General features: G+C 32.0%; 7 protein-coding genes and 1 other annotated feature. Of the genes, 6 read left to right on the top strand and 1 reads right to left on the bottom strand.

What is annotated here, in order from left to right; translation table 11 throughout:
• The first annotated feature begins 21 nt into the window (after positions 1-21).
• A complete protein-coding gene (creA, locus tag QQS39_RS03150) occupies positions 22-480 on the top strand; it encodes a protein CreA (RefSeq protein WP_171455359.1) in 459 nt (152 codons plus the stop codon).
• 216 nt (positions 481-696) lie between these two features.
• Here the strand turns inward: creA and arcA are convergent, their stop codons facing one another.
• Complete coding sequence (gene arcA / locus QQS39_RS03155; protein ID WP_151434241.1) at positions 697-1,413, bottom strand: two-component system response regulator ArcA; 717 nt, start codon at positions 1,411-1,413, stop codon at positions 697-699.
• Positions 1,414-2,075: 662 nt separating this feature from the next.
• Positions 2,076-2,196, top strand: a sequence feature (Thr leader region).
• 22 nt (positions 2,197-2,218) lie between these two features.
• On the opposite strand from arcA, the gene thrA reads away from it, so the two are divergent.
• The 5 genes from thrA to QQS39_RS03180 all read left to right on the top strand — a co-directional run bounded on the left by thrA (position 2,219) and on the right by QQS39_RS03180 (position 15,247).
• Entirely contained in the window at positions 2,219-4,678 is a 2,460-nt protein-coding gene (gene thrA / locus QQS39_RS03160; RefSeq protein ID WP_151434242.1) for a bifunctional aspartate kinase/homoserine dehydrogenase I, read from the top strand.
• A gap of 2 nt (positions 4,679-4,680) precedes the next feature.
• A complete protein-coding gene (thrB, locus tag QQS39_RS03165) occupies positions 4,681-5,610 on the top strand; it encodes a homoserine kinase (RefSeq protein WP_490250188.1) in 930 nt (309 codons plus the stop codon).
• A 3-nt stretch (positions 5,611-5,613) separates the two neighbouring features.
• Positions 5,614-6,906, top strand: coding sequence for a threonine synthase (thrC, locus tag QQS39_RS03170; protein WP_285805368.1), 1,293 nt, complete (start codon positions 5,614-5,616; stop codon positions 6,904-6,906).
• A gap of 160 nt (positions 6,907-7,066) precedes the next feature.
• Positions 7,067-10,873: a hypothetical protein gene (locus QQS39_RS03175; protein WP_285805369.1), complete on the top strand. Its 3,807-nt coding sequence runs from the start codon at positions 7,067-7,069 to the stop codon at positions 10,871-10,873.
• Between the two features lie 156 nt (positions 10,874-11,029).
• Entirely contained in the window at positions 11,030-15,247 is a 4,218-nt protein-coding gene (locus QQS39_RS03180) for a calcium-binding protein (protein ID WP_285805370.1), read from the top strand.
• Positions 15,248-15,249 lie beyond the last annotated feature (2 nt).

Below are 15,249 nucleotides of genomic sequence, written 5' to 3' on the forward strand. Positions count from 1 at the left end.
AATATGTTAAATTTCAAAAAGATGCTAGCTGTCTCTATCTTACTCCCTTTTTCTTTGATGGCAAAAGCAGAAGAAATTGGCTACGTGGATACGGTATTTAAGTTTTTTGGCGCTAACCATAAAATTGTGATTGAAGCATTTGATGATCCTGAAGTTAAAAATGTCACATGTTATTTAAGCCGAGCAAAAACGGGGGGCATTTCAGGGAGTTTAGGTCTTGCTGAAGATACTGCTGATGCGGCTATTTCTTGCCAGCAAGTAGGACCTATTGAACTAAGTGAAAAGGTTATTAAAGGGAAAAATAATGGCGATGTTGTTTTCCAGAAAAGAACATCACTCGTCTTTAAAAAGCTTCAAGTTGTACGTTTTTACGATAAACAGCGCCACGCTTTAGTTTACCTGACGTACTCTGATAAAGTCATTGATGGTTCGCCAAAAAATGCGATTAGTGCAGTACCTATTATGCCGTGGAAAGAGTGATTTGCATTTGCTAGAGAAATTAATGGTTAATAAAATTAATACGAATAAGGTTTAAAATTTTTTTAAAAAAGAAGTTATATTTTTTTTCAAAATAGTCGCTGAGATCAATTTTCACTGTTTGTGATTTTATTAATCCTTCTCTAGATTTAGATAAAGAAAACCCCTGAATATCATTCAGGGGTTTTTTATTAGTAAAGTGTTTGAGATTAGATCAAATCACTCGTCTAAATCACCACAGAAGCGATAACCTTCACCATGAATTGTTGCAATGATTTCTGGTGTATCGGGTGTTGACTCAAAATGCTTACGAATACGACGGATAGTTACGTCAACAGTACGATCATGAGGTTTCAGTTCACGGCCTGTCATTTTCTTCAGTAATTCTGCACGAGTTTGGATTTTTCCTGGGTTCTCACAGAAATGCAGCATCGCACGAAATTCACTGCGTGGTAATTTATATTGTTCACCAGCAGGGCTGATTAGTGAGCGGCTGTTAATATCCAGCTCCCAACCATTGAATTTATAGCTTTCCACTAAACGGCGTTCTTCTGTGCCATTAACTAAATTCATGGTACGTGACAGTAAGTTACGTGCACGAATCGTTAATTCACGAGGGTTAAATGGTTTAGTAATGTAATCATCGGCACCAATTTCTAGTCCTAAGATTTTATCAACTTCATTATCACGACCTGTTAGGAACATTAGTGCAACACTTACCTGTTCACGTAATTCACGAGCAAGTAACAGCCCATTTTTACCAGGAAGGTTAATGTCCATAATGACCAGATTAATATCATGATCAGATAGAACATTGTGCATTTCGTTGCCATCAGTGGCTTCGTGTACGATATACCCTTCAGCTTCGAATATGCTTTTCAGGGTATTACGAGTAACAACTTCGTCTTCAACAATCAGAATGTGCGGGGTTTGCATATTTGCTACCTAAAATTACCAAAATAGAAAAAGGAAATCTGTGTTTAACTTCTGTGTGCACTTGTGTGGTTATTCATTTTTGTTATTAGCACGTAAAAACTAGACCCAGATTGAAATTCGATAAATAACCATCACGTTATTACAAAACTTGCAATTTTAATCGATAATGGACGCTAAAATCAGAATGCAAAACGCCCATAGTCTATTAACAGCAATATAACACCAGTTGTATTAAATACCATCTAAAAAGCTAACTTTTGTTGACACATATCAAAATCAAGGTAACAGCTTAACCTTGATTTCAATAGTTAACTATATAATTTGATTTATGTAATGTAAAAGAAAAATATATGTTAAATATAGTGGGGTTTATTTTTTTTTCCAGTTTTGTTACACAATTTAAAGTAGCATAAAATACCTTATTCCTTATAAAAGTACAAATCCCCAAATAACTCTAAAACGGTAGCTTTATTTTCTTTGTTTATCCCTTTGTGATAGCAATATCTATACTACTATAGGGGTAATGAGCGAATAAATTTCACTTAATTTAAGTTTGTTTTTTGGTGAAAAAAAAGAAAAAATTTGACATCTCTCTCGCTTTGCTTTAACCAGTATATAGTCAAACTAAATTTGAGACAGACAGGATAGTTATGCGTATTTACAGCCCAGCTAAAATGACAATTATTACCACCACCACCGGAATCTTATATTGCGGGGCGGGCTGTCGCATATAAAAAACGAAAATCGAAAAAGCCCGCATTGAGAAATGCGGGTTTTTTTTTGGGTGAAAAATCAGGAGAGCTGTATGCGAGTGTTAAAATTTGGGGGAACTTCAGTTGCCAACGCAGAGCGTGTGCTGAATGTTGCTGATATCGCTGAGAAAAAAAGAGAGCAAGGACAAGTCGCTCTTGTATTATCAGCACCAGCCAAGATAACTAACTACTTGGTTGCAATGATTGAAAAAACGGCAGAAGGTGAAGATCCTCTCACTCAAGTACGAGAAGCCGAGCAAATTTTTGCCAACTTATTACAAGGTTTAAGAGAAAAACAACCTGGTTTTGACTATGAGCGCTTAAAAGATAAAGTGGAGCGTGAATTTGCAGAGATCAAACATATTCTTCATGGGATCTCTTTATTAGGTCAATGCCCTGATAGCATCAATGCAGCGATGATTTGCCGTGGTGAAAAACTGTCTATTGCCATTATGGAGTCTGTTTTACAGGCTCGTGGCTATAATGTCACCGTGATCGATCCTGTCAAAAACTTACTCGCACAAGGTCATTATTTAGAATCGACAGTTGATATTCCTGAGTCTACTCGCCGCATCTTAGAACTCAATATCGCAAAAGATGATATGATTTTAATGGCTGGTTTTACTGCGGGTAATGAAAAAAATGAACTCGTGGTATTAGGTCGCAATGGTTCCGACTACTCTGCTGCTGTATTGGCCGCTTGCTTACGTGCAGAGTGTTGTGAAATTTGGACTGATGTTGACGGTGTTTATACTTGTGATCCTCGTTTAGTTCCGGATGCACGTCTGTTAAAAGGCATGTCTTATCAAGAAGCGATGGAACTCTCTTACTTTGGTGCAAAAGTACTTCATCCTCGCACTATTGCGCCAATCGCCCAATTCCAAATTCCTTGTTTAATAAAAAACACTGGCAACCCAGATGCGCCGGGTACATTAATTGGTGATGGTCAAAAAGATGATAGTACACCAGTTAAAGGGATCACTAACCTTAATAATATGGCGATGATCAATGTGTCAGGGCCTGGTATGAAAGGTATGGTAGGGATGGCGGCTCGTGTGTTCTCTGTTATGTCGAGAGCGGGTATTTCTGTTGTTCTGATCACACAGTCTTCTTCTGAATACAGCATTAGCTTTTGTGTACCACAAAAAGAACTTATTAGAGCGCAAAAAGCCTTATCAGATGAATTTTATTTAGAATTAAAAGATGGTGTACTTGATCCATTAGATATCATGGAAAACGTTGCTATCATCTCTGTTGTAGGTGATGGTATGCGTACTTTAAAAGGGATCTCAGCGCGATTCTTCTCTGCACTAACTCGTGGCAATATTAATATCGTTGCTATTGCTCAAGGTTCTTCAGAACGCTCAATTTCAGCGGTTATTGCGAATGATTCAGCAACCAATGCGGTGCGTTTATGCCATCAGATGCTTTTCAATACCAATCAAATTGTTGAAGTCTTTATTGTTGGTGTTGGTGGTGTTGGCAACGCATTAATCGAACAAATCCATCGCCAACAAGCATGGCTGAAAAATAAGCATATCGATCTGCGTGTATGTGGTATTGCAAATTCACGCGCCATGCTTACCAATATGCAAGGTATTGATTTAGACAATTGGCAACAAGAACTTAAAGAAGCAAAAGAGCCGTTTAGCTTCAGCCAGCTTATTCGTTTAGAAAAAGAGTACCACTTCTTAAATCCAGTGATCGTTGATTGCACATCAAACGAAGAAATTGCGCAACAATACGCAAATTTCTTACAAAATGGCTTTAACGTAGTTACACCAAACAAAAAAGCGAATACGCTGTCGATGGATTATTACTACCAAATTCGACAAGCAGCGGAAGCATCGCGTCGTAAGTTCTTGTATGACACTAACGTAGGTGCGGGTTTACCGGTTATTGAAAACTTACAAAACTTGCTAAACGCAGGCGATGAGTTAGTTCAATTTAATGGTATTCTTTCTGGATCATTATCTTATATTTTTGGCCAATTAGATGAAGGTAAAAGCTTATCTGAAGCGACTCTTTCAGCAAAAGATAAAGGTTTTACAGAGCCTGATCCTCGTGATGATCTTTCTGGGATGGATGTTGCGCGTAAACTGCTTATTTTAGCGCGTGAAGCGGGTTATAAATTAGAACTCAGTGATATCGATGTAGAGCCTGTACTGCCTGTTTCATTTGATAGCTCAGGTGATGTAACAAGCTTCTTAAACCGTTTACCTCAAGTTGATGTTGAATTTGATGCTAAAGTCGAAGAAGCACAAAAAGCAGGTAAGGTATTACGTTATGTAGGCATCATCAATGAAGGAAAATGCCAAGTTAAGATAATGGCAGTTGATGCAAATGATCCTCTGTTTAAAGTGAAAAATGGTGAAAATGCTTTAGCCTTTTACACTCGCTACTATCAACCTATTCCATTGGTATTACGTGGATATGGCGCTGGTAATGATGTTACTGCTGCTGGGGTGTTTGCAGATGTATTACGTACCTTATCATGGAAATTGGGAGTTTAAGCGTGGTTAAAGTTTATGCACCGGCATCAATAGGCAACGTGAGTGTCGGATTCGATGTCCTCGGCGCGGCAGTTTCACCTATTGATGGGCAATTACTGGGTGATTGTGTCACCGTTGAAGCGGCTTCGGCATTTACACTTGAGAGTAAAGGGCGCTTTGTTAGCAAATTACCTTCAGATCCTAAGCAAAATATTGTATATCAATGTTGGCAGCTATTTTGTGAAAAGTTAGGCAAAGAACTCCCTGTTGCAATGACACTTGAGAAAAATATGCCGATTGGTTCTGGTTTAGGATCAAGTGCTTGTTCTGTTGTAGCGGCATTGGTTGCGCTTAATGAATTTGCCCAAAAGCCTTTTGGTGAAAGACAATTGCTGTTGATGATGGGAGAGCTTGAAGGACGTATTTCAGGTAGTGTGCACTATGATAATGTTGCACCTTGTTACTTAGGTGGGTTGCAACTGATTCTGGAACAAAATGGCATTATTTGCCAGTCTGTACCAACCTTTGATGATTGGTATTGGGTTATGGCATATCCAGGCATTAAAGTTTCTACAGCAGAAGCAAGAGCGATTTTACCAAAACAATACTCTAAAGCAGACATCATTAACCACGGTCGTTATTTATCTGGTTTTATTCATGCTTGCCATACTCAGCAACCAGGATTAGCCGCTAATTTGATGCAAGATGTGATTGCTGAACCTTATCGCACCCAACTTCTTCCGGGATTTGAAAAAGCCAGAGAGGCTTCGCAGAAGAAAGGTGCATTAGCTTGTGGCATTTCTGGCTCAGGACCTACCATTTTTACGATTACTGATTCATTAGAAATCGCACAAGAGATGGCCGAATGGCTGAAACAAAACTACGTACAAAACAGTGAAGGCTTTGTACATATCTGCCGTATAGATACGCGTGGCGCAAGACAGATAGGATAAGTCATGAAATTATATAATTTGAAAGATAATCAAGAGCAAGTCAATTTTGCTCAAGCAGTAAAACAAGGTTTGGGTAAACAACAAGGGCTATTTTTCCCACAAGACTTACCTTCGTTTTCTAAAGCTGAAATTGATGAATTATTAGCACTTGATTTTGCAACACGTAGTAGCCGTATCTTAACGGCCTTTATTGGTGATGAAATTCCTGCTGATGTATTAGCAAAACGTATTAGCACCGCATTTGCATTTCCTGCACCAGTAACTCAAGTTGAAGACGATGTGAGTTGTTTAGAGCTTTTCCACGGCCCTACACTGGCATTTAAAGACTTTGGTGGTCGCTTTATGGCGCAAATGTTGTCAGAAGTTGCTGGCAACCAGCCTGTTACTATTTTAACAGCAACATCCGGTGATACTGGTGCGGCTGTTGCTCATGCTTTTTACAAATTAGAAAATGTACAAGTTGTTATTCTTTATCCTGAAGGCAAAATTAGCCCGTTACAGGAAAAACTGTTCTGTACATTAGGTGAAAACATTCACACTGTTGCCATTAAAGATGATTTTGATGCTTGCCAATCATTAGTGAAACAAGCTTTTGATGATGAGTTCTTAAAGAAAACAATGTATTTGAACTCAGCGAACTCTATCAATATCAGCCGATTACTTGCTCAAATTTGTTATTATTTTGAAGCGGTGGCACAAATTCCTGCTGAAAAACATGATCAGTTAGTGATTTCAGTACCAAGTGGTAACTTTGGTGATCTAACCGCGGGCTTATTGGCAAAATCCATGGGATTACCTGTTAAGCGTTTTATTGCAGCCACCAATGCAAATGACACTGTTCCTCGCTATTTAGATAATGGTAAATGGGAGCCGCACCGTACGGTTGCAACACTTTCTAATGCAATGGATGTTAGCCAACCAAATAACTGGCCACGTATTGAAGAGCTGTATCGTCGCAAAGGTTGGGATCTTTCTGATCTTGCTCATGGCTCAGTCAGTGATGAAACAACAGAAGAAACGGTGCGTGAACTTGCGAAGAAAGGCTATATTTCAGAGCCTCATGCTGCAATTGCATATCGTTTATTGCGCGATGAACTTCAAACAGGTGAATATGGTTTATTCTTAGGGACAGCTCATCCAGCGAAATTTAAAGAAAGTGTTGAACGTATTTTAGGTGGTGAACTGCCATTACCGAAAGAACTCGCAGAGCGTGCAGATAAAGAATTACTTTCGCATTTCTTACCTGCAGATTTTGCTCAACTACGTGCATTTTTGCTTGAAAGAGCGCCTAAATAGCAATTACTTTAAATAATTAGATATTTAATTGAATAGCTCAACAAAATGTTGGGCTATTTTTTTATCTAAAAATAGGAAAATCAGTATTTAAAAAAGATAAAAATCAATTTATATATTTTATTTTAAATAAGTAAATTAATTATAATTAAGGACGTTAAGAATGAATGGATTCAAAGAAATAACATTTAAAGATAATATTAACAGTATTGTATTGAAAATAGAAAATCATATAAAAGAAAATAACTCAGAACTTTTTTTTAAGATAAATTCTGTAAGAAGAATATTAACTGAAAATTATATTGCTATTTTTATTTCTAAAAATGAATATGCTGCAAATGAATTCTTAGAAAAAATAGATAATAATTTTTTGCTCTATCATAAGAGTAATTTTACAAAAAGTATTGATTTTATTAGAAAAGAAATTAATTCAAGTATAGAAGGCTTGTTTTTTAATAGCGCTAAATTAGCAGGAAGAGAACCCAGTAAAATACAAAAAGAACGATTAAAATTATTAATGCAAAACAATTTGTCCGGTGATTACTATCTAGAATTTGAAGATAATAAGCTTTTTATACAAATAGATAATGAAAATAATAAATTTAAAATTATTAATTTTGATGGGCATGCCAGTTTTTTTTATAATAAGCAAGAGCTAATAAATAAAATTTATGGTTTTATAAGTGATAAATGCAATGAGAATTTATTATATTATCGTTTTTATAATAGAAAAGAATATGTTAGCTGCTTTAATAACACAGAAAATTGGAAGGTAAATAATAAAGATATTCTTAGAGAAATAATTAATGATATTAAGGCAAGAAAACAGCTAAAGATTAATGAACATACTTCTATTGAATTAAATGAAAGTTATTCCTATAAAAATATTTTTATTATTAGGGATAAAATAGAAAATACAGAAAAGGTACTGCATATTTATGTTGATGATATAGAAGAGGCATTTACAGTTGCAAAATCTAAATATGATCAGATAACAGAGAGTGGTGAACATTTACTTTATAAAGTTGGCGAAGGCTGGTTTAGAACGAAAATGAAACGTAATGTAGTAACCACTTTTTCACAATATTTAGAACTACTAAAGCCACTAGAAAGAGTAATGAGCCGAGTTAATCTTATTTCTTCCACAGAAACAAATTATTATTTTAGCCATGTACATTCACTTGCTGGATTATGTTATGGCTTGAGCCTAAATTATTTATTAGAAGTGAGAAATAGTGGTTTAGAAGCTGGGAATAAATATTTACTTTGGTTAAAAGAGAGTGCTTCTTATTTTCAAGATGAAATGGAAACCATAGACAATAAATTGGATTCAGTTTTATTTAATAGTATACAGGAATATCAAATATTAAATTTGATTAAAGAGGTGAAAAGTATTATTTTTGCTCAAAATTTTCAAATGGAAAGGTTATGTAAAAATAAAAAATATTTTATTTTAGATATATTAAAATCGACTGAATATAGTGAAATTTTAAATAAAAAAGGTTTGATGGAATCAAATATTAGTCATCTTGATTTTAATAAAGAAGCCATTAGCTCTCATATAGATCGCATAGTACAAGGATATGATGATTATTATGCAATTGTTGTATTTAAAGATCACGCCATAGCCCTGTCATATAAAAAATATTCTGAAAATAATTATAAGTTTACATTATTTGATTCAAATAGTGAGTTACTCGAATTCTCTGATCATTCATCTATAAAAAAAGCACTGAATAATAATATGGAGCTATATGGTTCTCATAATATAGATAGTAATGAATATATTATTTTTGATGAATATAAAAAAACCAATTCAATAAATTATAATAGTGTGTGGGATGAGAGTGATATTAATAAAAATAAAGGGATTGCTGAAACTATAAAAAAAATTGGATTTTCATTGTCGTTTAAAGAAAATGTTACAGGGCGAGTTATTCATTATAGTGAACAGCAAGATCTTATTTTAGAGCTTAAAAAAGATAATTTTCTAATTGAAGTTATTGTAAAAAACTCATATGTTGATGAAGGGATTTATTTAGTTAAACATTATATTGATGATATTATTGAAAATAATCAGGCAAGTAAGATTATTTTAAATAAGAATGATGATAATAGTATTGATATTGAAGAAGTAGAATTTAATAACTTCCAAGAAATCAAAAAAGCAAATGGATATATTGAGTTTAAGGATATTTATTATAGGGATTTAATTGAAATAAATAGTTATTTAGTTAAAGGAAGTATATCAAAGGAATTAAAGGAAATAGTTTCTTTAATAGATGTATTAAAGTGTAATATATATTTTGATAAGTTAACGGCCAGCTTCTCTATCATTAGTAAAATAAAATCATTTAATGAAAACAATAAAAATATATCACTTGTTGAAATTTTAAGTAAAGTAAAAATTAAATTAGAAGATAAGTTATTTTATGATAGCTTAAATTATGGAAAGGAAAAACTAATTCAATTAGCTGAAAAAAACAGTTTGGTTGCTGCAAAACTTTATCAGTTAATGGTAAGTGAAATTAATGATGGTGCTCATGGTGTAAGTAATTTTATTTATAATCAAATTATTGCAAGCCCTTATTTACCAGTAGATAAAAACAGGAATGTTGGCGTTGAAGGGTATGATTATACTATTGAGTTTAAAAATAACTACCAATATTTAATTGAAATAATTGAACGTATTAATATTCCAGAGTTAAAAAATCTATTTTTGATAGAAGGTAATAATAAGCTACATTTAAAAGAGAGTTATAATTATATTTCAAAGTATAGAGATAATGAATATGTGAATAAATTAATTTATTTAATTGAAAGTGAAATTAATTTTAAAAAAGGCGATGATTTAAGTTCTTATCATGATTTATACTTTGATTATTTTAGGAATAATCAATTTTCAAATAGGATGATTGTACGTGAAATAAATCAATTGGAAAATTACTTTAATAAAAACTATCGTGAAGTGAATTATGCTTATCATCAAAATAATTTTTATATTAATGATGATAATCCCAATGTTATATTTGAATATTCACTTAATCAAAATAAAAATAAAATGGATTGTAGTTATTTGTTATTTGATGATAATAAAGAAAATTTTAAATTTTTATTTTTTGATAATAAATTTTTTAATAATGGAAATATTGATACTATTATTATAGATAGTATAGATTCATTTTATCAAGATGATATTGTTATTTACTTTTATAATGGTGTTAAAAGTGATGGTTTAAAGAATTACTTAAATGATAAAAAAGAAATAAGTCATTTTCTTGATTATTGTTTAAAAAATAAGATAAGAGTTATTGCAACTGGAAATGAAGACGATATTTTATTTTACCAAGATTTTATTAAACAAAAACATGATGTCGAAACATTACAAAATATTATTTTAGAGAATCAGTTTGTTAATGAAAAAACGATAGTTTTTGCTAAAAAAGAAAAATTATTGAGTTATCAATCAGGTGATTTTTTTATTGAGGGAATTGCTCAACGATTAAATATGCCAATTTATCAGATAAATGATAACAAAGTATCTCTTGTAAGAGACAATGTTTTTATTAAAGCACCCATTGAACGACAATATATCGATAAACCGCTAATTGCAAGCTCGGCGATATCTAATATCATTATGGCTGAAGCCGATTATGATGATGTCTTAGTTGTTTCAAATAAAGAAAAAATAACTGTAGAAAATAATCGAATTGTAAAAGAAATCTATCAATTCATTTCATCTCTGTATCCTAATTACCGAGAAAGTGAAGAGTTTAAATTAGGTTATAATCAAGATATTAAGACGTTTTTTCATAATTACTCAGAACAAATAACATTATCTGATATTTTTGAATATATTAAATTAAATCGCTATGATCTTAATATATCTCAACTTGGTTCTATTATTAATAAAGTAGATGCTATTAATGAGGAATGTCATAGAAAAGACTTAAAGCACATCAGTAATTAAATTATCAATAATAATATTTCAATAAGTACTGTATGTGAAAAATATTTATATGAGTTATCTTCTTTTTTTAAAACTTCAGACAAAATTAATATAGAAAATAAGTTAACACAAGTAATATATGATCCATTAGTTAATAAAAAATTCAATCAATATTTAATGGAGGAAATAACATATCAAAAATGGCTATCATTTAGTTCATTATCAGAAGAAAACCTGACATTAACTGAAAGAACAAATCAAGCCATTGAGGTTATTCATGCGGTTTATGATAATCCATCATTGATAAAAAAATTAAGTCTGTTTTCAGAAAATTTGCTTGCTTCATTTTTTGATGAAAATAAAAGAGGTATTTTATATCGGGTATTGCTAGACAATATCTCTATTTTTAAAAACTATAAAAAAATAATAAATTCATTTCAGAATATTATTACCATGATCCACCATAAAAAGATACCTGACTCCTTATCCCCCTTTAAGGCATTAGAGAAAGTAAATGAATTAAATCAATTAGATATTTTAAAAGTAAATAACCAACGATTACTTAATAAAGAAAATATAACAATAAATAATCTTTCTATTGATCAACAACTATTAGTTAATATGGGCGCGAAAGTTAATGGAAAAAATATCGATTCTGTTGATCTTAATACAGTAAATAAATTGGAATCGAAACTTACCTTTGATCCCTATCACCTTAATGATTATTTTTTGTCAATATCCGGCAGTGAAAAGGATAAATACGTCATCTCTTTGTTTCGTCATTTATTAAATAATAAAGAAGAGAAAATTAAATATCTCCTTTCTAACGATGTAAATAGAATCGACTATCTTGCTGCATCTGAACGGTTAACTAAAATGATCAAGCTAGGGAATAAAGACTACAGTGATAAAGATTGGGATTTATTAAGGAATGCATCACTAACACTTCCTCGACATATGAAAATAATTAGTAAAATTGGTTACGCTAATATTTCTTATGGTATGTGGCAGTCAATTAACTCTACGTTTATGCTTGCTGAACAATTAAATAATCCACTATTATCGCCTAAAGAGAGAAAAGAGATCATTAATAGCCTAGCTATTATGTGGTCTGAAATGGCTTACAATGGCCTTTCTGAGTTGATTGAAATTACATTAGCTAAAGGATTACTAAAATATCGCCATAACCCGCTTGAATATGTGAGTAAGTTAAGTACAAGGGTAGGAATTGGGCTTAATGTTCTTTCTATTGGATTTGATATTTATAATTCCTATGATAATTTTAGTCGAATTTCTAGTGAAAATAATGAAAAAAGGCAAATCGATTATATTGTTAATGGCTCCTTAGCTGTCGTATCTGGATTGGTTACGCTAGGGGTTTCTATTGCAATGCTTGCTGGTTCAACGATTGCAGGTCCTATTGGTATTGTTGCGGGTGCTGTTATTACTTTAGCAACCTCAATTTATAATGCGGCAAGACTTATCGAAGAAGCAAAAGCAAAAATCCATTTTACACCACTAGAAGAATTTAATAATGGATTTTATGCATTTTTAATGGGTGATCTTATTCCTGATAAAAAAAATGAAATTATTTATTTAGAAACAGAAACACAATTAGAGGATATGATTGATAAAAATGCAGTCAATTATCTTGATGAGATAAAAAAACAAAATCATCAGAGCCGTTATTTTTATACAAATGAAAAACAGATTTATAAAGAATATTATTATTATAAAGTCATACCCCATTTAATGGGGAAAACATTAGATTCAATTTTAATTCCATTAGGTGAATATGTTTCTCAACGAATATCTCAAAATATCAGTCAAGAAATGGCTGAAAAAATAGCAGCACTTTCTTATCATCTTCGCTCAGAAAAAACGGAATATAAATACTATCTTCCTAAAGAAGCCATTGCTACGAATGAAACACTTATTTTTGATATTGATTTTTATGTCGATGAGTTAAACCGTTATACAATGGATATTATTTCCGATGATGATTCTCCTGTTTTTGATAATCTGGTCGATAGTGATTTTTTGAGGGATATAAAAACAAATAGAGAAAATATAATTAATGTATTAGGTGTGGAAAATTTATCGGAGAGTTTAATAAAAGCGAATCAGTATAAAAAATATTATGTATCAGATTGGAATGAGAATGAAAAACTCTATTTTAATACCTATCATGGTAATGATATTATTGCAGCACCTTTAATAACTCAAAATATCTTTGATATCTATAATGGCACTAAACGAATAAGTGGAGGAAAAAAGAATGATATGTTCAATTTATTCTCCTCTGAATCGCCACTTTACGCGAGTCGTTTTTATGGCAGAGAGGGAAATGATACACTTCGTATTATAAAAACACCAAACAAATACACAGGTTATGAAGTTAATTTATCTGATAACTATGTTAAATTCAGGCAGTCAGAAGAACAAACAAACAGTCAAAATTTTCATTCAAAACTGTTTCTTTATCAAGAAAATGGACGTTTATATTCAAAGCAATTAGTTGATTCTATGCCTAATATTGTCTTGCAAGATCAAAAAGTAATTGCTTATTTAGACAGTATTGAAAACGTAATAGGAAGTGAAACTGGTGATGATATTATTTATGGTAACCAAGAAAATAATTATTTAGATGGTGCTGGCGGTGCTGATTTATTATATGGATTAGGCGGAAATGACACACTGGTTTTACAAGAAGGTTATGCTGAAGGTGGTGAGGGAAATGATAGCTATGTTATTTTAAGATCTTCTTTAGAAAAAAATTATAATATTCAATTTGAAACGATTATTAATGAAGTAAGTCATGTTGAGTCTAGTATTGTGCGATTAAACTATCATTTTGATGAAATTGTCGCTATTTCCCGTCGAGGAAAAGATATTATTTTTGATGTAAAAGTAAATGATGGAAATAAAAATAATGCATTAGTTTATCACTCTATAACGTTAAAAAATGTTTATCATGAAAATGATATATTAGCACATAGATATACGTTAACCACGCTAGATGGTTTTCTATTAACCGCAAATGAAAATAAAACGACTGAAGATAATGTGCTATATAAATTTAGTTATTTAGATAAATATAATCAAAATAAAGAAACTATTCAGAAGCTTTGTATCAATGATAATAACCATTCTTTGTCTATTTCATATTCTGATGATAATAAAATAATAACGTTATTACCTCAGTTACAATACAGTGGTTTTTCTTTTGGTGAGCAATTAAAATTGGATATCCATGGTAATGAAATGAATAATCATTATTTAGGTATTACGCCTAATTCATTGATTAAATTAAGTTCTGGCTATGATAGTTATCAAATTAAAACTTATTTAGCAAAAAATAAGCGTGATGAAATTAAGGTTTCGCTTTCTAACAATATTAATGGAATACAATCAAACAGTATAAGTGATTTCTTTCTATCTGATATCAGTGGTTTTGATTTAGTATTTAATCATGGGGTTCTATCACATCGTTATCATCCCGATGCCCATGTAAAACTGATTTTCGAACCATCTCATCTTGAGATGATTTATAATTCTGATATGACAATTCGTTTTATTGATAAAGACAATGTGGTTTTTACGCTTCCTACAAAAGACAGCCTTCAAGGCTTACTTATGCCAGTTTCAGATCTAAATATGATAATAAATCAAGAAGATAATGTGCTTATGATCCCTGAATCGCTTACCTTAGATAAAGAGACATTATCGACATATTCACTTGATTCACCTCGCTCTTTATTAAGATCTGTTTTAATGACTCAACAGAAACCAGATAATCAATCAATTGACCACTTGCCTATTCTCGAATTAATGGAAGGTGATGATATCGTCGTTAATCATAATAAATGTAGCTCGGTGATTGATGGCGGAAAGGGTGATGATCATATTGTGGTTAATCATGGACATCATATCTTAATTGCGGGTGATGGAAATGATAATCTAAATGCAGGAAGCGGAAATGATCTGCTTATTTCACAATCTGGTCATGATTATCTGAATGGTGGCATTGGAAGTAATATTTATATTGTGCAAAAAAGGCAAGGTAATGTGACGGTATATGATGAAGGTGAAAATAGTCATCTTTTTATTACTGGGCTATCCGAACAAGATACTTTTACTTATTCTGAAATCGGTGATGATATACAGTATAAAAGCCAAGATAATCAATTTACCTTAACCGTTAAAACAAAAGAAAATAATCATTCATCGGTTATTTTGATTGAAAAACAAAGCTCGCTTTCAATGCAGTCCCTCGCTTCTATTATTCAAGAAATGGCGCAGTTTAATGAGCAACAATTGACAACAATGCAAGGTAGTGAATTTATCCCATCGCCAACATGGTCACCATTATCGCTAGTGACAAAACATTTATAAGG

It is taken from the genome of Proteus appendicitidis (genome assembly GCF_030271835.1).
GTDB classification, from domain to species: domain Bacteria; phylum Pseudomonadota; class Gammaproteobacteria; order Enterobacterales; family Enterobacteriaceae; genus Proteus; species Proteus appendicitidis.

What these genes read in the sequence shown, in the direction of transcription:
- creA (WP_171455359.1), top strand. Translation starts at nt 22, where the DNA reads ATGCTAGCTGTCTCTATCTTACTCCCTTTTTCTTTGATGGCAAAAGCA.
- arcA (WP_151434241.1), bottom strand. Translation starts at nt 1,413, where the DNA reads ATGCAAACCCCGCACATTCTGATTGTTGAAGACGAAGTTGTTACTCGT.
- thrA (WP_151434242.1), top strand. Translation starts at nt 2,219, where the DNA reads ATGCGAGTGTTAAAATTTGGGGGAACTTCAGTTGCCAACGCAGAGCGT.
- thrC (WP_285805368.1), top strand. Translation starts at nt 5,614, where the DNA reads ATGAAATTATATAATTTGAAAGATAATCAAGAGCAAGTCAATTTTGCT.
- QQS39_RS03175 (WP_285805369.1), top strand. Translation starts at nt 7,067, where the DNA reads ATGAATGGATTCAAAGAAATAACATTTAAAGATAATATTAACAGTATT.
- QQS39_RS03180 (WP_285805370.1), top strand. Translation starts at nt 11,030, where the DNA reads ATGGAGGAAATAACATATCAAAAATGGCTATCATTTAGTTCATTATCA.